16 protein-coding genes are annotated in these 18089 nt (G+C 72.8%); 4 read left to right on the top strand and 12 right to left on the bottom strand.

Annotated elements, in window-relative coordinates; translation table 11 throughout:
- Positions 1 to 74 precede the first annotated feature (74 nt).
- The 3 genes from ABZU32_RS02815 to ABZU32_RS02825 form a co-directional block, all read right to left on the bottom strand.
- A complete protein-coding gene (locus tag ABZU32_RS02815) occupies positions 75 to 1217 on the bottom strand; it encodes a serine hydrolase domain-containing protein (protein WP_354916236.1) in 1143 nt (380 codons plus the stop codon).
- Between the two features lie 71 nt (positions 1218 to 1288).
- A complete protein-coding gene (locus tag ABZU32_RS02820) occupies positions 1289 to 1876 on the bottom strand; it encodes an NAD(P)H-dependent oxidoreductase (RefSeq protein WP_354916239.1) in 588 nt (195 codons plus the stop codon).
- Between the two features lie 275 nt (positions 1877 to 2151).
- A complete protein-coding gene (locus ABZU32_RS02825) occupies positions 2152 to 4290 on the bottom strand; it encodes an ATP-dependent RecD-like DNA helicase (RefSeq protein WP_354916242.1) in 2139 nt (712 codons plus the stop codon).
- An 80-nt stretch (positions 4291 to 4370) separates the two neighbouring features.
- Between ABZU32_RS02825 and ABZU32_RS02830 the strand changes: the two genes are divergently transcribed.
- Positions 4371 to 4892, top strand: coding sequence for an NUDIX domain-containing protein (locus ABZU32_RS02830; protein ID WP_354916245.1), 522 nt, complete (start codon positions 4371 to 4373; stop codon positions 4890 to 4892).
- Between the two features lie 115 nt (positions 4893 to 5007).
- Here ABZU32_RS02830 and ABZU32_RS02835 read toward each other — a convergent pair whose 3' ends face one another.
- Together ABZU32_RS02835 and ABZU32_RS02840 are read right to left on the bottom strand one after the other, a co-directional pair.
- Positions 5008 to 5394 carry a YciI family protein gene (locus ABZU32_RS02835; protein WP_354841536.1) on the bottom strand — a complete coding sequence of 129 codons (387 nt, stop codon included), beginning with the start codon at positions 5392 to 5394 and terminating at the stop codon, positions 5008 to 5010.
- Between the two features lie 222 nt (positions 5395 to 5616).
- On the bottom strand, positions 5617 to 6672 hold the full coding sequence (locus ABZU32_RS02840; RefSeq protein WP_354916248.1) for a ParB N-terminal domain-containing protein: 1056 nt from the start codon (positions 6670 to 6672) through the stop codon (positions 5617 to 5619).
- A gap of 519 nt (positions 6673 to 7191) precedes the next feature.
- Here ABZU32_RS02840 and ABZU32_RS02845 point away from each other — a divergent pair.
- Positions 7192 to 8370: an MFS transporter gene (locus ABZU32_RS02845; RefSeq protein WP_354916251.1), complete on the top strand. Its 1179-nt coding sequence runs from the start codon at positions 7192 to 7194 to the stop codon at positions 8368 to 8370.
- A 64-nt stretch (positions 8371 to 8434) separates the two neighbouring features.
- On the top strand, positions 8435 to 9220 hold the full coding sequence (locus ABZU32_RS02850; RefSeq protein ID WP_354916253.1) for an SDR family oxidoreductase: 786 nt from the start codon (positions 8435 to 8437) through the stop codon (positions 9218 to 9220).
- On the opposite strand, the gene ABZU32_RS02855 is transcribed toward ABZU32_RS02850, so the two are convergent.
- The gene (locus ABZU32_RS02855; protein WP_354916256.1) at positions 9217 to 10206 is read right to left on the bottom strand and encodes an FAD-dependent oxidoreductase; all 990 of its coding nucleotides are present in this window, start codon (positions 10204 to 10206) and stop codon (positions 9217 to 9219) included. The genes ABZU32_RS02850 and ABZU32_RS02855 overlap by 4 nt on opposite strands.
- 359 nt (positions 10207 to 10565) lie before the next feature.
- Here ABZU32_RS02855 and tsaA point away from each other — a divergent pair, with 359 nt between their 5' ends.
- The gene (tsaA, locus tag ABZU32_RS02860; RefSeq protein WP_354841550.1) at positions 10566 to 11036 is read left to right on the top strand and encodes a tRNA (N6-threonylcarbamoyladenosine(37)-N6)-methyltransferase TrmO; all 471 of its coding nucleotides are present in this window, start codon (positions 10566 to 10568) and stop codon (positions 11034 to 11036) included.
- 162 nt (positions 11037 to 11198) lie between these two features.
- Here the strand turns inward: tsaA and ABZU32_RS02865 are convergent, their stop codons facing one another.
- From ABZU32_RS02865 to ABZU32_RS02890, 6 genes are all read right to left on the bottom strand, one after another.
- On the bottom strand, positions 11199 to 12581 hold the full coding sequence (locus tag ABZU32_RS02865) for an aldehyde dehydrogenase family protein (protein WP_354916259.1): 1383 nt from the start codon (positions 12579 to 12581) through the stop codon (positions 11199 to 11201).
- Positions 12581 to 13690 (bottom strand): phenazine biosynthesis protein, encoded by a 1110-nt coding sequence (locus tag ABZU32_RS02870; RefSeq protein WP_354841556.1) that lies wholly within the window; start codon positions 13688 to 13690, stop codon positions 12581 to 12583. Before ABZU32_RS02870 ends, ABZU32_RS02865 begins: the two co-directional genes overlap by 1 nt.
- Positions 13691 to 13773: 83 nt before the next feature.
- Positions 13774 to 14469, bottom strand: coding sequence for an FmdE family protein (locus ABZU32_RS02875; RefSeq protein ID WP_354916262.1), 696 nt, complete (start codon positions 14467 to 14469; stop codon positions 13774 to 13776).
- Positions 14466 to 15080 carry a hypothetical protein gene (locus ABZU32_RS02880; protein WP_354916265.1) on the bottom strand — a complete coding sequence of 205 codons (615 nt, stop codon included), beginning with the start codon at positions 15078 to 15080 and terminating at the stop codon, positions 14466 to 14468. The genes ABZU32_RS02875 and ABZU32_RS02880 overlap by 4 nt, the downstream gene beginning before the upstream one ends.
- On the bottom strand, positions 15067 to 16503 hold the full coding sequence (locus ABZU32_RS02885) for an adenylosuccinate lyase family protein (protein WP_354841565.1): 1437 nt from the start codon (positions 16501 to 16503) through the stop codon (positions 15067 to 15069). The genes ABZU32_RS02880 and ABZU32_RS02885 overlap by 14 nt, the downstream gene beginning before the upstream one ends.
- Positions 16500 to 17684, bottom strand: coding sequence for a Glu/Leu/Phe/Val dehydrogenase dimerization domain-containing protein (locus ABZU32_RS02890; protein ID WP_354841568.1), 1185 nt, complete (start codon positions 17682 to 17684; stop codon positions 16500 to 16502). Before ABZU32_RS02890 ends, ABZU32_RS02885 begins: the two co-directional genes overlap by 4 nt.
- Positions 17685 to 18089 lie beyond the last annotated feature (405 nt).

Raw genomic sequence — 18089 nt, forward strand, 5'->3', positions numbered from 1 at the left:
CCTTCACGATAACGCGCCCCGGACCCACCCCACCGCCCCGCGCGCCGAACCGGTCTCCGGTGGGGTGCGGCGGGTCAACGGGGGGTGAGGGCCTTGGCGATCAGGGCGCTGATCTGGTGGTAGGCGGTGTAGTCGCCGGGGGAGACGGTGGTCTTGGCCAGGGCGGTCACGACTCCACTGGCGGTGTCGGCGTAGGCGGCGGTGCCGCCGCTGCCGGCCATGCCGAACCGGGTGGGGGCGTCCAGCGGACCGGAGAAGCCGATGTCGTAGCCCAGGCCCCGGGTGGCCGGGAACCCGATGACCTCGTCGACGCCGGTCACCGCGGCGGTGGTGATCTCCCGCAGCCGGTCCGGGGAGACCAGGCGCACCCCGTCCACCTCGTCCATGAGGGCGGCGTACACGCGCGCGATGGCGCGGGCGGTCATCACGCCGCCGGCCGGGATGTCGGCGGTGAGCACGTCGGGCCGGTTGCAGAACGCCGCCGTCGGCATCGCCGCCGGCGGCGCCGCGGTCCAGCCGTCCACCACTCTGAAGAACGGCACCTGCTCGGCCATCGCCGCCATCATCTCGGGGGTCATCTCCATGGCCCCGCCCGCCGGGTCCGCGAGGCGGGCGACGCGGCCGAGCTCGGCCGACGGGACGCCGAAGTACAGCTCGTCGGCGACGCCCAGCGGCGCCGCCACCTCCTGGCGGAGCACCTGCGAGATCGGCGTGCCGGTGACGCGCCGGACGATCTCGCCGACGATGTACCCGTACGACTGCGGGTGGTAGCCCGTCTTGGCGCCCGGCTCCCACCACGGGACGGCTCCGGCGATCGTCGCGCACATCTTGTGCCAGTCGATGAGGTCCTCCGGCGTGGTGTCCACCGGCAGGGCGGGCACGCCCGTGGAGTGCGTCAGGGCGTGCCGCACGGTCGCGCCCTGCTTGCCGTGCGCGCCGAACTCCGGCCACAGTTCCACAATGGGCGTGTCGTAGGACAGCGCGCCGCGTTCGGTCAGGACGTGCACGACGGCCGAGGCCGCCCCCTTGCCGGTCGAGGTGACGTGGAAGGGCGTGTCCTGCGTGACCGGCCTGCCGGTCGCCGCGTCGGCCGTGCCCGCGACGGCGTCGACGACGAGCTCGCCGCGCCGGTACACGGCGACCTGGAGGCCGAGCTCCGCACCGGAGGCGACGAGCCCGTCGATGGCGTCCTGGACCTGCTGCTGAACGTCCTTCATGAGTGTTCCTTCCAGATGGTGGGGTGAGGTCGGGAGGCCGGCGCACGGGTGATGACGACGGCTCTGGTGAGTCAGTGAGTGAAGGGGCGTCTGGTCCGCGCGTCGCGTAGTGCGTGGGCCCACCAGGTCAGCTCGTCCAGCACCGTCTTGACCGTCGTGTTGCAGGTGGCGGTGGCCTTGGGCCAGGTGCCGTCGGAGGCGTACTGCTCCCAGTAGCACGGCAGGCTGACCGCGCCGCGGATGGCCACCGCGTGCAGCTCGGCGAAGATCTCGCGCAGGTGGGCGGTGGCGTGCAGGCCGCCCGACTCGCGGCCGTAGGCGACGAAGGTGACCGGCTTGGCCCGCCACTCGTCGTAGAACCAGTCGATGGCGGTCTTGAGCGGCGCGGGGAAGCTCCGGTTGTACTCCGGCGTGACCACCGCGAACGCGTCGGCGGCGCCCAGCCGGGGGCCGAGAGCCCGCACCTGGTCGGGGAGGGTCTCGTCGTGGTCGCGGAGGGTGTCGGGCAGCCGGGCCTCGGCCAGGTCCACCAGGTCGACCTCCAGGTCGCGGCGTTTGCGGGCCTGCGCCGCGAACCACGCGGCGGCGGTGGGCCCGAACCGGCCCTTGCGGGTGCTGCCGACGATGACCGCCAGCCTCAGCGGTCCGCTGTCCGTCATTTCCGGCCTCCCTCGGGTCGTCTCGGCGCCGTGGTCTCGACTGTGCCGGGAGGCGTTTACGGTTTGCTTTCGAGCACCCGTCAACAGACCGCAAGGCGCGGCGCGCACTGGGGAACGACCGGCGCGGACCGGCGCGGGCCCGGCGGGCCCGGCGGGCCCGGGCGGGCCCGGGCGGGCCAGCGTGGCCGGGTGCGGCGGCCGTCCACCGGCCACCCACCGGCCGTCCACCGGCCGCCCGCGCGCGCCGGCGACCCGGCGCGAAGGATCGGACGGGCTCAGGGGGAGGCGCGCAGCGTGAGGGACAGGCGCGGGGCCAGGGTGGTGTTGCGGCGGTGGCCGAGGCGGTGGACGGCCAGCTCGAGCGCGTCGCGGGACCCGACGAGGACCACCCACAAGCGGGCCCGGGTGACCAGGGTGTAGAGGAGCCTGCGCTGCAGCATGACCCCGCCGTACTCGGCGACGAGCGGGGCGACCACGATGGGGTACTCGCTGCCCTGTGAGCGGTGCACGCTGATGGCGTACGCGTGCGTCAGCTCGTCGAGCCGGTCGAAGCCGTAGGTCACCGGGCCACCGTCGTCGATGTGGATCTCCACCAGGCGCTCGGCCACGTCGATCGCGGTGATCGTGCCCGTCTCGCCGTTGAAGACGCCCTTGTCGTAGTTGTTGCGGATCGGCATCACCCGGTCGCCGACGCGGAAGACGGTGTCGCCCGACCAGTGCTCGGCCTTGCCCTCGCCGGCCGGGTTGAGCCGCTCCTGCAGGACCCGGCCGATGGCGGCGGTGCCCGCGGCGCCCTTGCGCATCGGGCACAGCACCTGCACCTGGTCGGCCGGCACGTTCTGCTTGCGCGGGATCGCCTCGGTCGCCAGATGGACCACCCGCTTGGCGACCTGCTCGGGGTCGTCCAGCTCCTCGAACCAGAAGCCGCCGCCGCCCGGCAGCGCGGGCACCTCGCCCGCCCGGACGCGGTGGGCGGCGCGGATGATGGCGCTGCCGCCGGCCTGGCGGAAGACGTGGGTCAGCCGGACCCGGGGGATCTCCTCCACGCGCAGCAGGTCGGCCAGGACGCTGCCCGGGCCGATGCTCGGGAGCTGATCGCCGTCGCCGACCAGCAGCAGGTGGCTGCCCGGGGTGAGGGCCGAGGTGAGCCGGGTGGCCAGGTGCAGGTCGAGCATGGACGCCTCGTCCACCACGATGAGATCGGCCTGCGCGGGCGTTTGCTCGAACAGCGTTCCGGAGCCGGGGTCGGGCTGGTGGGCCAGCATGCGGTGGATCGTCGTGGCGGGCAGGCCGGTGAGCTCCGACAGCCGCTTGGCCGCCTTGCCGGTGGGCGCGGTGAGGGTGACCGAGCCGCCCATCGCCCGCACCGTCGCGGCGATCACCCGTACGGTGTGGCTCTTGCCGCAGCCTGGGCCGCCGGTGAGGACCGAGACCGTGCTGGTCAGCGCCGTGGTGACCGCCGCGCGCTGGTCGTCGTTGAGGCCGGGGTCCTCCTGGAACGGGCGCATGGGCAGGGTGGAACGCGCGTGGTGCAGGCGGGCCAGGTTGGCCGCCAGCCGCACTTCGCGGGCATGCTGCTCCTTGGCGTACACCGCGGTCTGGCGGGCGTCGGTGAGGGACGCCTCGACGACCACCCGCCGCTCGGCCGCCAGGGCGTCCACCATCTGCCGGACCAGCTCGTCGTCCTGGCCGAGCAGGTCGGCGGCCTGGGCGAGCAGGGTGGGCAGCGGCAGGAAGCAGTGCCCCGAGCCGGCGGCCGCGGCCTCCAGCCGGTCGATGATCGCGGCCTGGACGCGCTGCGGGCTGCGCTCCGGCACCCCGGACCGCAGGGCGATCTTGTCGGCGGTGGTGAACGCGATGCCGCGCACCCGGCCGATGAGGCGGTACGGATCGCGGGTCAGGATGTCGGCCGACTCGGCGCCGAACGCCTGGTACACCTTGGCCGCGAGCAGCGGGCTGACCCCGAAGCCCTGCAGCACGACCATCAGCGCGGCGACGGCCTTCTGCTCGGCCCACGCCTCGACGATCTGCGCCTGGCGCACCGGGCCGATGTTGACGACCTCCCTGAGCCGGTCGGGCTCGGTGTCGATGACGGTCAGGCTGGACTCGCCGAAGTGGCTGACGATCGCGTGGGCCAGCCGGGGGCCGATGCCGCGGATCAGCCCCGAGCCGAGGTACACCCGGATGGCGCGGACCGTGGACGGCGCCACCCGCTCGCACGCGGTGACCGTCATGCGGCGGCCGTGGCGCGGATGATCCTCCCACTCGCCGGTGAGCCGCAGCGTCTCTCCGGGCTGCACGCCCGCGAGGACGCGGCCCGCGGCGACGAACCCGGGCGCATCCTCGGCGCTCATGCGGGCGACCGTGTACTCGTCCTCGCGGACGTACACGAGATGCTCGACGGAGACCTCCACGAGACAGATACAACCATCCAGCACCGACACCGGCGGTAATCCCGTCGCGGCGGCCGCGCGCGGATCCTAGGCTCTACGCTGTGCGCAAGCCCATCCTGCGTCCCACGGCGCGCGTCCTGGTGGCCGACGAAGCCGACCGGCTGCTGCTGCTCCACTTCCACGACGCCACCTGGCTGACGCCGGGCGGCGGCATCGACCCGGGCGAGACGGTGGAGGTCGCCGCGGCCCGCGAGCTGCGGGAGGAGACCGGCCACCGCGTCACGCCCGACCTGCTCGGGCCGGTGGTCGCCACCACGGCCGGTCACTGGCGCGGCGGCTGGGACGGCAAGATGTACTACTCGGTCGAGACCTTCTTCTTCCTCCGGGTGGCCGAGCTCGTCATGGACACCTCCGGTCTCATGGAGTACGAGCGGCGCGACATGGTCGGGCACCACTGGTGGACGCTGCCCGACCTGCGGGTCACCGAGGAACGCGTCCGCCCGCTGGGGCTGGCGGGCCTGCTGGAGCGGCTGTACGCGGGCGAGGTGCCGGACGAGCCGGTGGCCCTGCCCTGGCACCATCCCGAGTTCGCGCACCTGCCTGTCCCGCCGCCCCGCCGCTGAACGGCGGGGACGGCCGGCGACGCCGGGCCGCCCCGGTCACCGGGGCGAAGCCCTGTCTCCGAGGTCACCCCGGTCACCCGAGTCACCCCCGCGCCGGCACGGGCGCCCCCGGGGGTCAGCCGGCGAACGGCGGCGGGCTGTCGGCGCCGAAGATCTGGCGAACCTCCGACTCGCCCGCCCAGCCCGGCCAGTGCTGCTTGTGCAGGTCCATGAACGTGGTCGAGAACTCCACGGCCGCTTCCTTGGAGGCCGCCTCGATCATCGCGTAGCTGGCGATGACCTCCTTGGCCTCGGTGAAAGGCCCGTCGGTCACGGTGACCTCGCCGGAGGAGGCGACCCGGATGCGGGTGGCCATCACGGTCGGGGCCAGGCCGCCGGTGTCCAGGAGCACGCCGGCCTTGGCCATCTCCTCCCCGTAGCGGAAGATGGCGTCCATCAGCTCCTTGGGGGGCATGCCCGCCGGCGAGTTCTCTTCGGTCTTCAGAAGAAGCATGTAGCGCATGGTGGTGCTCCTTGTACGTGCGTGGGTCCGGGGAGGACGAGCCGCGTGTCTCGCGGCCTCTGCTCACGCGTCGACCGGGAGAAGGCGCATTCGACACGACCGGCGAATCTTTTTCCACCGATTTCGCGCTGCCTCGGGCGCGGCCCGTGGTGCCCCATCATGCACGCAGGCGGCACCCGCGTCCTCGGTGTCGCCGGCGACCGCAGCGATCGGCGGGCGGCCTCAGGCCGTCGTCTCGGCGCGCCGGCGGACGTGCTCGGCGAATTCCAGCCACTCCTCGGCGACCGCGCACGCCAGGTCGGCGATCATGTAGGCGCAGTGCGAGGGCATGGTCCCGCTGAGGTCCTCCCAGCCGCGCACCCCGGCCGTGTGCTCGTTGAGCCAGCGCAGCAGCGTGCGCCCGGAGTCGGTGAAGCGCACCGAGGGGTCCCGCTGGAGCTGGTGGAGGATCGCCGCCGGGTCCTTGGGCCGGTCCGCGCGCCCGGCCGCGGCGACCCGCCGCAGCCGGCGCTCGGCGCCGGCGGGCTCGCGGCGCTCGTCCCGGGCGCGCTGCTGCGGCGGGATGGGGTCCTCGCCGCGCATCATGCGGTTGCGCACGTCGCGGGCCGTGCCGAGCGAGATGCCGGCCTGCTCGGCCACCTGGCGCAGCGACGCGTCCGGGCGGGCGGTGAACAGCTCGCAGGCGCGGCGCCGGCCCTCGGCGCTGGTGAGCGGCCGGACGCGGCCGTCGCGCCCGATACGGCTGAGCGGCTGCGGCACGCCCGGCGTGGCAGCGCGGCGGATGGTGTCGACGGTCTTGGCCGACAGGCCGGTGACCGAGGCGATCGCCCGGTCCGACCAGTGGGGGCGCGAGACGACGATGCGGGCGGCGGCCGCCTCGCGGTCGGCGAGCGACAGCGGCAGACCGTGGGCGGTGTTCGCCTCCACGGCCATGACGAACGCGGTCTCCTCGTCCCCGTCGAAGAGCCGCACCTTGATCTTCTCGTCGCCGCGCAGCAGGGCGGCGCGCAACCGGTGCATCCCGTCGATGACGCGCATGGTGCCGCGGTGCACGAGGATGGGCGGCAGGTCGTCGTCGGACTCGGCGAGCAGGCGGGTGTGCCCGGCGTCCTCGCCGGAAAGGCGCGGCGAGTCGCCGGGCGCCAATGCGCTGATCGCCATTATCTCGTAGTCGCCGGCGTCGTTGGTAACCGCCGAGAGAAGCATCCCGCACGGCGTGACGCGCCGGTCGGCGAGCGCGTTCGTCTCACCTGCGGTCGTGATGTCTGCGGCCGGCATCAGGACACCTCTCCCCGTGTTCCGTCGGCGCCACGCGTTCATGCGCACGCCTGGCCATAGGCGGCTGATCCGCGACATGCCGGATGCGTGAAATCGGTGAACGGTGATCGAGCCCTATCGTCATGCGCCGGGGCGAACGCCGCATCTTCCCTGTTGCTGTCCTGCGCGAGAACGTGGCCGCGGCCCGGTCGTGACCGGTGTACCGAGGCTGTGGAATAACACGAAAAAGTGGAACTCTGGGGTTGCGCGGCGGCCGGGAAACGGGTATCGGAGATGCCGGGCGCGGCGGACCACCCCAGAATTCCCCGCCATTAACGCCGCCCCGCTTGCCCTGCGCATGCCGGCTCTCCAGAATTTCTCTGGTAACCGTTCCGCTTTTCTTCGCCAGCGAGAACCCGGGCCGCGTGACGGGGAATTCGCGCGGCGGCGATCTCACGGAAGGCGCGCGCCCGCGAGACGGCGACCCCGGTCCATGGCACGCCGGAGCCTGATCGGGTTCCGGCCCGAGTGAGGAATGCGATGGCTCAGCAGACGCTCGAGAAGAACGGCATGGCGATCCCGTACGCCGGATGGTTCCTCGTCCAAGCCAACGTGATCATGATCACTCCGCTGCTCGTCCCGGTGGCGAACCACTTCCACGTCGGCCTGGCCGCGGTCACGCTCGCGCTGACCGCCTACCTGCTGCTGTTCGGCGTCATGCAGCCGTTCTACGGGCTCCTGTCGGACTCCGCCGGGCGGGTGCGCGTCATGCGCCTCGGGCTCGCCGGGGTGTCGTTGGGCAACCTCATCGCGGCGCTGGCCCCCAACGTCGCGCTGCTGATCACCGGCCGGGCCGTGGCCGGGGCGTTCGCCGCCGCGCTGGCGCCGGTGACCGTGGCCTACATCGGCGACCGGGTGCCGCCGGGACGGCGCCAGCGGGTGATGGCCGGCCTGATGTCGGTCGCGGCGATCGGCACCGCCACCGGCACCATCAGCGCCGGCGTGCTGAACGATCTGATCAACTGGCGGGCCGCCATCTTCCTCGTCGCGGCGGGGGCGGCGGTGCTCGCGGCGCTGTACGGCAGGCTGCCGGAGACGCTGGCCGTCAAGACCAGCGGCCGGGACGCGCTCAGGCGGCTCGGCCAGGTCTTCCGCGGCGGGTGGTTCCGCTTCCTGACGATCTTCGCCTTCTTCGAGGGCGCGGCGATGGTCGGGTTCTACAACTTCTTCAGCTCCGCGCTTCAGGTGCACGGCAAGAACGCGGCGATCGCCGGCATCGTCACCGGCTCCTACGGCCTCGGCGCCGTGGTCGGCGGAGTGATCGTGCGTTCGATCGACTCGCGCGTGACCGCCGCCGGGCTGTTCGGCGGCGGCTGCACGCTGCTGTTCGTGGGCTTCCTGGCCGCGGCCTTCAGCCAGACCATTCCGGCGATCCTGGCGGCCGGCCTGCTGGCGGGAATGGCCCTGGCCATCGCGCAGTCGACCATCCAGACCTGGATGATCGAGGCGTCGCCCCCCGACGTGCGCGGCACGGCCGCGGCCGTGGTCGCCTCCGCGGTGTTCACCGGGGCCGCTCTGAGCACGGCCGCCGTCGGCGGGCTCGCGGCCGGCGGCCAGTTCCGCCTGCTGTTCGGCATCGCGGCGCTGGTGACCCTGCCCGTCACGATCGTCGGCGCGCTCGCCCGGGCCCGGTTCTCCCGCGCCACCGTCCCCGCCTGACCCCGGCGCCGCCGCGCGCCGCGAAGCCACACCAGACCTACGAACCGAACTGGAGATACCCGACATGACACGGACGGTTGTTGTCACCGGAGGGGGCACGGGCATCGGCTACGCCGTCGCCGCGGCCTTCGCCGAGCAGGGCGCGCACGTCTACATCACCGGGCGGCGCGAGCCGGTCCTGGCCGAGGCGCGTTCGCGGCTCGGAGACGGCGTGAGCACCGTCGTCTGCGACGCCACCGACCCCGATCAGATCGAGGCGCTGCGCGACCAGCTGCCCACGACGGTGGACGTGCTGGTCAACAACGCCGGCGGCAACCGCGACCTGGACGGCCCCGGCCCCGGCGCCGGCGCCCCGCAGCTCGGCGCGGTCGGGCTGAGCGGGCAGGGGCCGCGCACGCCGGACAACCTGCACGCCCTGGCCGCGGCGTGGCGGGCGAACCTGGAGGGCAACCTGGTCAGCGCGGTGCTGATGACGGCCGCCCTGGACAAGCAGCTCGCCCCCGGCGGCGCGGTCGTCCACATCGGGTCCTTCGCCGCCGACCGGGGCGCGGGCTCCTACGGCGCGGCCAAGGCCGGGCTGAACTCCTGGAACCTGTTCCTAGCGCGTCAGCTCGGCGCCCGCGACATCACCTCGAACGTGGTCTCGCCCGGGTACATCGCCGACACCGAGTTCTTCCGCGACCGCAACGGGCAGCAGTTCCACGACGCGCGGGTGGCCGAGACGATGAACGGGCGCGCCGGATACCCCGAGGACATCGCCGGAGCGGTCGTCTTCCTGGCCTCCCCGGCGGCCCGGCACGTCACCGGTCAGGTGCTCAACGTCAACGGCGGCGCGCTCACGACCCGCTAGGCGACGCGGCCGGTGCGCTGGACGAGCCGTCCGACCTCGTGCGCGCATCCCCAGGACAGGCCGACCCCGGCGCCCGCGTGCCCGTAGTTGTGGATGACGCGGGCGCCGCCGGCCGTGTCCTCCTCGAGCCGGACGCGGGGACGGCCGGCGCGCAGGCCGGTCTCCACGCCGAGGACGCGCGCGCCGGCGATGCGCGGGTCGACGGCGGCGCAGCGGGCGATGATCTCCTCGGTCTGCACGGGGTCGGGCTCACGGCTCCAGTCGTCCCTGGTGGCGGTGCCGCCGCAGACGAGCCGGTCGCCGTGCGGCATGAACGCCGTCAGCTTGGGGCCCTTGCTGAACTCGTAGAAGTAGTCGGTGACGCCGGGGTTCTCGACGATCACGTGCTGGCCGCGCATCGGACGGACCTCGGGGTCGCCGGCCAGGCGCTGGGCGTAGGCGCCGGTGCAGTTGACGACGACCGGCGCCTCGGCGGCGGCCTCGTCCAGGGACGCCACCGAGCCGATCTCCAGGGCGCCTCCGGCGGCCACCAGCCGTTCCGTCAGGTGCTCGAAGTAGACCGGCATGTCCACGATGGGCACCGTCATCCGGAAGGCCAGGGCGAAGCCGGGGTGCTCCTCGGGCGCGCAGGGCTCGTAGCCGGGCAGCCGGTGGATCCAGGAGGCGTCGGCGATCTCGGTGCGGCTCGCCCACCGGCCGGGGGTGACCCGCACGCCCGTGCCGGGCTGCCCGGCGAGCCCGGCGAAGGTGTCCAGGCCCAGGCGGTGCCAGGCGGCGACGGTCTCGTACGGCTCCCAGCTCGCGGTGTCGGCGGGGTCGGACAGCAGGGGACCGCTCAGCACGGCCATGGCGGCCGCGGAGGTCGTCTCGCGCGGCGGCTGGTCGCCGCGCAGCCGCACCGCCAGGCCCTGTTCGGCCAGGTGCACGGCCGTGGTGAGCCCGATGACGCCGGCGCCGACGACCAGAACATCTGTGCGCTCTGTCACGCGTTCACTCCTTGGTCACTGAAAATCGGTCACAGGAAAGCGGCCGCCGCTCCTCGGTCACGAGAGAGGGCCGCCGCGGAAGGACGGGGGGCGTGACGGAATGCCGGACGGCATGAATCCCCCCATGGTCCTGGAAATCACTGAGCCTGCATTGTCGGGTGGCTCCGCGTGCCGGAGCAAGGGTGCCACCGCCCGTAGGGGGCACCCGAAAACACCCATAAAAGGGATGAAGAATCCTATTTCGCAATACCTGCGCACGCGGCCGCATGGAGCGCCGATGTGGGATATTCGCAGGTGCCCCGTACGATCCGACGAGCATCCGCGCGTGGATGCCTTTCCCGTGAATCGAGGTCGATGACGTGCCCGAGCAGACCGCCGACCCCGGCGTCCAGCAGCCGGTCCAGGTCAGCCCGATCGGTTACGTGGTGACCGGCTACGCCCGGCCGCAGGACGCCCCGGCGCAGGCCACGGAGAACTACGGCGAGCCCGGCAAGGTGGTCGTCTACGACCGGTTCGCCGACGGGCTGGCCGGCCTGGAGCGATGGTCGCACATCTGGCTGCTGACCTGGCTGCACTCCCAGGACGACGACGAGGCCGGAGCGCTGAAGTGCGTCCCGCGCGGCGGGGCGAGGGGCGGCGGGCACCGGGGGGTGTTCTCCACCCGCTCTCCGAACCGGCCGAGCCGTCTCGGGATGAGCCTCGTGCGCGTGCTGCGCGTCGAGGACGGCGTCGTCCACTTCCAGGGCGTCGACCTGGTCGACGGCACCCCGGTCCTGGACATCAAACCCTGGGTCCGCGGCACCGACATCCCCCCGGACCTCCCACGCTGACCACCTCGCGCGTGCCATCACCCGGAAGGTCGGGGAGAGCACGGGCACACGGCGAAGGGCCCGCGACCGGGGGGTCGTGGGCCCTTCTCGTCCAGTCAGGCGGCGCGTACGCGGTCCGCAGCCGGTGCGCCGCCCGTGTTCGTCGTGCCGGCGGTGCCGCCGTCAGGGGCGGGGGGCGACGCCGTAGGCGCGCACCTCCATGAGGTCGCCGCTGAGGTAGCCGTCGTGGGGGCTGGTGGGCCCGGCCGCGTGGGTCGGCAGGCCGCCGACGACGACCTTGCGGATCGACGGTTCGCGCAGCAGGGTCAGCGCCAGCTCCTCGTCGTCGCTCACGACCGACAGCGCCAGCGTGTCCTTCAGCGGCGTGACCGGGTCGCGCCGGCTCCACGGCAGCACCCACACGCACGCGAACGGCAGCTCGATGCCGCCGCCCGGGTGGTCGGGGCGGTCGCACACCAGCACGGCCGGCCGCAGCGCCGCCGACCCGTCGCCGAGGTCGGCCACCCCGCCGTCCTGGTACAGCGGAGCGGTGACCTCCACCGCCCCGGCCAGCCGGGACGACAGGTGCGCGCGCATCGCCCGCGCCTGCTCGATCGGCATGACCGGAAGCTGCGCCTCGCTGGTCTGGGGCGGAGCGGCGACCAGGGCGGCGAGCCGTCGGGCGATGGCCTGCCCGAGCTCCATCGGGTCGCCGTCGGTGAACACGGCGCTGGCGTTGGTGCACCGCAGCCCCGCGTCGTAGGCCACCGAGTCGCAGATCACCTCCAGCGCCCGGTCGGTGATCGGGCCGGTGTGCAGAAGCTTGGACCTGCCCGGCCCGCGCGGCACCAGGCCGGGGTTGTCGGCGTAGCGCCGGATGGCCGCGTCACCGCCGAAGACCAGGCTCAGGTCGGCCGCCTTGACCAGCGCGTCCGCCGTGGCGTGCCCGCCGGGCAGCAGCGACAGGCGCGAGGGCTCCATCCCCGCCTCCAGCGCCGCGGCGATCAGCCGCGACGGGGTGAACGGGTCCCGGGTGCCCGGTCGCACGAGCAACTGGTAGCCGTAGGCCAGCGCGTGCACCCACTGGGTGTGGGTGCCCGGGTTGTTGCTCGGCGCGATCACCGACAGGGTGTCGCCGCGCCGCAGCCACACGGCCCTGATCTCCCCGGCCCCCACGGTCGTCGCGGCGCCGGCCGGACGCTCGGCGGCCACGCGCAGCGGGGCGTTCGCGCAGGTCTCGGCCATGTCGGTGACCGAGCGCCGCGCCACGGAGATCGGCACGCCGGCGCTGCGCGACTGCATCTCGCAGTAGTCGGCCGGCGTGAGCCCGTTGAGCGTGGCCGTCCCGAACAGCTCGCCCATGCGGCGGAAGGTCTCGGCGGACGGCGCCTCGCCGACGGGGCGGCGCCGCAGCTCCGCGACCGTCAGCGTGGCGGCCAGCGGCGGCGCCATGTCCACGTCGGCCAGATGCGTGCCGTCGACGCCGCGCAGCGGCACCGTCTCGGCCGACTTGGCGGCGACGCCCGCCCGGATGAGCGGGACCTTGTACGCCGTTGCCACGGCCATCAGTAGACCCCCTCGATGATGGTCTCCTTGGCGGTCTCGTTCGGCCGCACGTCGGAGACCTCGACGCCGGGGTGGTCGTCCAGCGGCGCGCGCAGCGTGACCATGTCGCGCTCGACGGTGGGCGGCATGAACAGGTCGCGGGTCAGCGACGTGATCTTGACGACGCCGCGGGTGTCGACCGGCACCGTCGTGGTGAGGTCGACGGGGTCGACGACGTCGACCACCGTGTAGGGGTAGAACGGACGGAAGACGCACGGCGACGGGTCGCCCTCGACGCGGGTGCGCTGCGGGGCCATGCCCATCATCGTGTTGCCGTACGCCCCGGCGAACTTGGCCCCGGGGAAGGCCTCGTTCTCCAGCAGGCTCAGCGTCTCGGCGTCGATGCTGGTGCCGCCCCAGATGAAGCCGCGCGCCTTCTCGCGCAGCGGCTCGTACACGTCGGGCCGGGCGACGATGCGCTCCAGGATGCGGGGGGTGCTGGAGACGGCCTGGATGTCCTGCGACAGCAGCACGTCCCTGACCTGGTCGAGGATGTGGTCGATGTAGCGGTCGGACTCGTCCTGGCGGCCGGTGGCGATGCACCGCTTGACCCAGCGCGGGTCCAGGTCGACGAAGTAGGCCAGGAAGCCGCGCAGCTCGGTCAGGTTGCCGATGTTCTTGGCCATCACGTGCGGGCCGGTCGGCCCGATGTGCAGCCATCCGGCCTGCTTGCCGCCGGTCGGGAAGCCCTGCTCGTCCAGGAACATGCTCTGGTACTCGATGTTGCGCCTGCGCGAGGTGGCGTCGACGATGCGCTTGGGCGCGCCGGTGGTGCCACCCGACTCGTACACGCCGAAGCGCCCGGGCCGGTCGAGGCAGCCGCGGGGGACGAGCGTGTGGGCGGGGATCGTGCTCCAGTCGATCTTCACGTCGGCGAAGAGCCGCTGGAGGTCGTCGTAGGTCTTGACGTCCGACAGTGGGTCGAACCCGAACGAGGCGGCCTGCTCGATCCAGAACCGGCTGCCGGTCGAGGGCGAGAAGTGCCACGTCATCGTCGCCACGACCAGCTCGTCGAGGTCGGGTGCCTGGTCGACGGGCGCCTCGAAGACGGCGGCGAAGTCATCGGACATGAAATTCCCTTTCTCGGATCGCCAGCGGGGCCCGCGGCGCGGCGTGGTGCCGGCCGCGGGCCGGGGCGGACCGCCGGCGCGGGTCAGTTGTGCTGGAGATGGCCATGGCCGTGCTTGTGCTCGGCCTGGTGACCGTGGCCGTGGCCATGGCCGTGGCCCGCGTGGTCGGGGGGCAGCACGCCGCCGTGCGCGGCGAGGTGGCAGGGCGGGCAGAGCAGACGGCCGCGGTGGTCGTGCAGCACGGCGGTGCTGGTGAGCTCCTCGCACCCGTCACAGGGGGCGTGCGGCCGGGACTTCTTGGCCGCGGGGGCCTCGTCGGCGACCGGCTCGATGAGCAGGATCTCGTCGACCGGGGCGGCGAGGATCCGCTGGATGCGCTCGGCCTGCGCCTGGGAGAAGCGGGCGCGCTCCTCGCCGGTGGCCGTGCCGCCCTCCACCTTGTGGGCCAGCGCCCACAGCTCCTCGCCGCGGAACGCCTCGCTGCCGGGCTTGGCGGTGACCCGCAGTCCGGCTCCGTCGGAGACGCGCCAGAAGGTGAAGGCCACCTTGCCGTTGTCCTGCAGGATCATGTGGCGGTTGCCGACGGTGCATCCGGTGAGCACCTGGACGGCGTCTATGGCGCACCCGTCGGTCTCGCCGACAGCGACGACCTCGTTGTCGGCGCCGTGCCGGCCGAGGTGGGAGATGGCGACGTGCGCGATGCGCAGGCCGACGGCCGACCCCGGGCACTTGTGACCGTGGAAGCCGGTGACCTGCGTGTAGTCCTCTATATAACTCATCGATGGCTCTTCCTGTCGATGGATATGGCGTGGGGGGCGGCCGGCAGCAGCCGGACGTCCGCCTCGCGGTCGTTCTGTCCCTCGTAGAAGGCGCGCACCGTGATGCGGTGCAGGTCGGTGGCCGAGACGATGAACACCCACTGGCCGGACTCCTCGGCGAGCAGCCGGTCCAGCCGGGTGCAGGTGTCGCGGCGCGGGTCCTGCGGCCAGGGGACGCGGTGGGTGTGGTAGTTGCCGACCACCGCGAGGCCGTGCTCGTCGCAGAAGTCCTCGGCGTCCATCAGCTCGCGGGGGTGGGCGATCCACCCCCGCTGGTCGTTGGGCGTCTCCGAGGGGATGGCGTACTGGTCGACCAGTTCGTCCATGTCGTCGGCGATGTCCGGGTCCCTGCGCATGTTGGCCAGCAGGGGGAGCACGGCCGCCACGTGCAGGGTCGTCCCCGCCTGGCGGCCGAGCAGCAGGCCGAACGCCTTGCGCTCGGACACCTCCCCCTCGATGTAGTGCCCGGTGAGCTTGCGGACGACGTGTCCGGCGATGCCGGCGAACAGCGGGCGCGGCAGCGTGATCTCGCGGACGTCGGCCAGCGTGGCCCGGACCTCAGTGGTGGGCAAGAGCGGTCTCCTTCACCGGCTTGCCCAGCAGGCGCCTGGTCTCCGCCGCCCACGCGCGGGCCTGCGCGACGGTGTACATGGTGAGCTCGGAGGAGTGGCCGAGGTAGGAGGAGACGTCGAAGATTCCGGCCAGCTCCTCCTCGCTGAGGTGCTGCGCGACGCCGTTCTGGCGGATCAGGTCCTCCAGCGGCGTGCCGGTGCTGCGGGACTCCTGGCTCAGCTCGTAGACGTGCTCGTGGGCGGTCTGCTTGCCGATGTGCTTGCCCAGGGCGAGCATGAGCCGCTCGGTCACGATCTGCCCGGCGACGACCTTGGTGTTCTCCAGCAGCCGGTCGGGGTGGATCTTCAGACCGTCGACGATGAGACGCGTGATGTCGCAGGCCGCGAGGGTGTAGTGCGACACCTCCGGCACGCACGCCCACTCAAGGCGCAGCGACCGGGAGTCGCGCTCGTGGTCGCCGCTCATCGCGGCCAGCGCCACGCCGACCGTGCCGGCGGACAGGCGCGACAGCATGACGGTCTGCTCGCACGCCTCGGGGTTGCGCTTGTGCGGCATCGTGCTGCTGCCGACCCGGCCGAGCCGCCACTCCTCCTCCACCTCGCCGAACTCCGGCCGCGCCAGCAGGCGGACCTCGTCGGCGATGCGGCCCATGGTCCCGGCGACGATCGCCAGGGTGGAGACGAACTCGGCGATGCGGTCGCGGGCGACGTGCCAGGCCAGCGGCGCGGCGCTGAGACCGAGGCGGGCGGAGAAGCCGCGCAGCAGGTCGATCGCCTGGTCGCCGAAGCCGGCCATCGTGCCGACGCCGCCGAACAGCTCGGCGGTCAGCACGCGCGGGCGCAGGGCGCGCAGCCGCTCGCCGCTGCGCAGGATCTCGTCCATCCAGCCGGCGATCTTCAGGCCGAAGCCGATGGGCAGCGCCGGCTGGGCGTGCGTGCGGCCGAGCGCGACGGTCTCGGCGTGCGTCTCGGCCAGGTCGGCCAGCCGGGTGACGATCGCGAGCAGCTCGTGCTCCATCGCGTCCACGACGTCGCGCATCTCCAGCGACTGGGCGGTGTCCTGGATGTCCTGGGTGGTCGCGCCGTAGTGCACGAACTCACCGGCGCCGTCCGGGACGGAGGCCTGGAACACCCGCAGCAGGCCGACCAGCGAGTGGCTGGTGCGCCGGATCTCGGCCCGGACGGCGCCGAGGTCCAGCCGCTCGACCTTCGCCGCGGCGGCGATCTTCTGGGCGGCGTCGGCCGGGATGATGCCGAGGGCGGCCTGCTCCAGCGCCAGCGCGGCCTCCACGTCGAGCCAGCGCTGGAAGCGGCAGCGGTCGCAGAAGATGCGGCGGCTGGCGGCGGTGCTGTAGCGGTGGCCGTAGAAGGCGGAGTCGACGATGTGGCTGCGCTCGTGGCGGCACGGTTGGTCGGTGCTCATAGGTTCTCTCCTGAGGCGATGAGGCCACTGCGGCGGGACGCAGAGGTCGCGACCCGGTTGCCCTTCGGACGCCGGCTCGCGCGGGCGTAGGGGCTGTGGCCGTACGGGGGCTGGTCGGGGTGGACGGGGGCGTTCGCCGCGATGTCGAGCGCGACCTGCCGCGGTGACATCCCTCGCGTGCGGGAGCCGGCGATGACGTCGATCACCAGTTCGCGCGTGAGGAAGGCGACGTTGTCCAGCACCTCGTGCGGCTCGGGCAGCGTGGCGGGTCCGAAGAGCGTCTCCATCGAGGCCGACCCGCCGATGCCGCCGATGAAGTCGGGCACGACCAGCACGCCGCGCTCGTTGAGCACTTGCTCGGCGGCCTCGCTGAGGCCGCAGTTGGCGCCGACGACCACGACGGGCGCCTGCAGGGCCTCGGCCTGCTCGACGGTGATGGCGTTCTCGACGGCGGCGAGGATCAGCACGTCCACCGGCAGGTCGAACAGCGTCTCGCCGGGCAGCCACGCCAGCCGGGAGGTCTGCTCCGACACCGGCCGCGACTGGTCGTGCTCCAGCATCGCGGTGACGTCCAGGCCGCGCGGGTGCACCGCGCAGCCGTAGGCGTCGGCGACGGCGACGATGGCGGCGCCCTCGGCGACCAGCGACTCGGCGGCGGCCCTGCCGAGGTTGCCGAAGCCCTGGATGGCGACGTGCAGCCCGGTCGCCAGGTACCCGGCGCTGTCGGCGGCGGCCAGGGCGGAGTGCGCCACCACGTGTCCGGCGCGCCGCTGCCCCACGGTGCGCCGGCCGACGGAGGCGTCAAGCAGGCCCATGCGCGCGAAGTACTCCTCGTCGGAGAAGCCCTGGGCGTTCTTGACCGCGTACTTCACCGACCGCAGCCCGACGCCGGCCGCGAGGCGCTCCAGGTCCTCGAACCGGGTGCCCATGTCGCAGCCCATGCTGTAGCGGGTGGTGAGCTCGCCTGAGACGAACGACAGGAAGCGCGAGATCACCTCTTCGGCGTCGGCCGCCATGGGGTCGTAGGCGAGCCCCGACTTGGCGCCGTCGACGTTGATGCCGAGCACGCGCTGCTTGAGCGTCATGCGCTCGGCCAGGTCGATGAGGGTCTGGACCTTCAGCCCCGGCTGGACGCGGAACCCGCCGGCGGCCAGACGGCAATCTTCCCGGTCATATACCAAATAGCCCGGGCAACCATGTACAGGGTCGGTGTATTCGATGACACGTGGCATGTGCAACCCCCCCAGGGATCTCCAGATCGGGGCGAATCTGTGAGTGTTCGTGATGGTGCACATCGGCCATATCGATCGTCAACGAACGCGGTATTCACTTGTACGGGGGGGTGGGGCGCCGCGCTTTCCGGGTGGCCGCCCAACACTGGGGTCGGTTGCGGGGGCGGGTAGGGGGTGGCTCGCGCGCCGGAATGCGGGGGAGATGTCGCGTGGCCGGGATCACCTGGGCGGGCGCGCGGCCGCGCGGCCGTTCGCCGGGCCGGCGGCAGCGTGCGGGACGGGCTTACGGACTGCCCCGTCCCGCTTTTCCGTGCCGCCGGATATCGCTGATCATCGCAAGGGCGTACAACTGCT

The sequence above is a fragment of the Sphaerisporangium sp. NPDC005288 genome (genome assembly GCF_040607475.1).
Classification (GTDB): Bacteria; Actinomycetota; Actinomycetes; order Streptosporangiales; family Streptosporangiaceae; genus Sphaerisporangium; species Sphaerisporangium rhizosphaerae.

Coding starts and splice junctions, on each gene's coding strand:
- ABZU32_RS02840 (WP_354916248.1), bottom strand. CDS start 6,672: ATGCCGGCCGCAGACATCACGACCGCAGGTGAGACGAACGCGCTCGCC.
- ABZU32_RS02845 (WP_354916251.1), top strand. CDS start 7,192: ATGGCTCAGCAGACGCTCGAGAAGAACGGCATGGCGATCCCGTACGCC.
- ABZU32_RS02815 (WP_354916236.1), bottom strand. CDS start 1,217: ATGAAGGACGTTCAGCAGCAGGTCCAGGACGCCATCGACGGGCTCGTC.
- ABZU32_RS02875 (WP_354916262.1), bottom strand. CDS start 14,469: ATGAGTTATATAGAGGACTACACGCAGGTCACCGGCTTCCACGGTCAC.
- ABZU32_RS02870 (WP_354841556.1), bottom strand. CDS start 13,690: ATGTCCGATGACTTCGCCGCCGTCTTCGAGGCGCCCGTCGACCAGGCA.
- ABZU32_RS02820 (WP_354916239.1), bottom strand. CDS start 1,876: ATGACGGACAGCGGACCGCTGAGGCTGGCGGTCATCGTCGGCAGCACC.
- ABZU32_RS02835 (WP_354841536.1), bottom strand. CDS start 5,394: ATGCGCTACATGCTTCTTCTGAAGACCGAAGAGAACTCGCCGGCGGGC.
- ABZU32_RS02865 (WP_354916259.1), bottom strand. CDS start 12,581: ATGGCCGTGGCAACGGCGTACAAGGTCCCGCTCATCCGGGCGGGCGTC.
- ABZU32_RS02885 (WP_354841565.1), bottom strand. CDS start 16,503: ATGAGCACCGACCAACCGTGCCGCCACGAGCGCAGCCACATCGTCGAC.
- ABZU32_RS02850 (WP_354916253.1), top strand. CDS start 8,435: ATGACACGGACGGTTGTTGTCACCGGAGGGGGCACGGGCATCGGCTAC.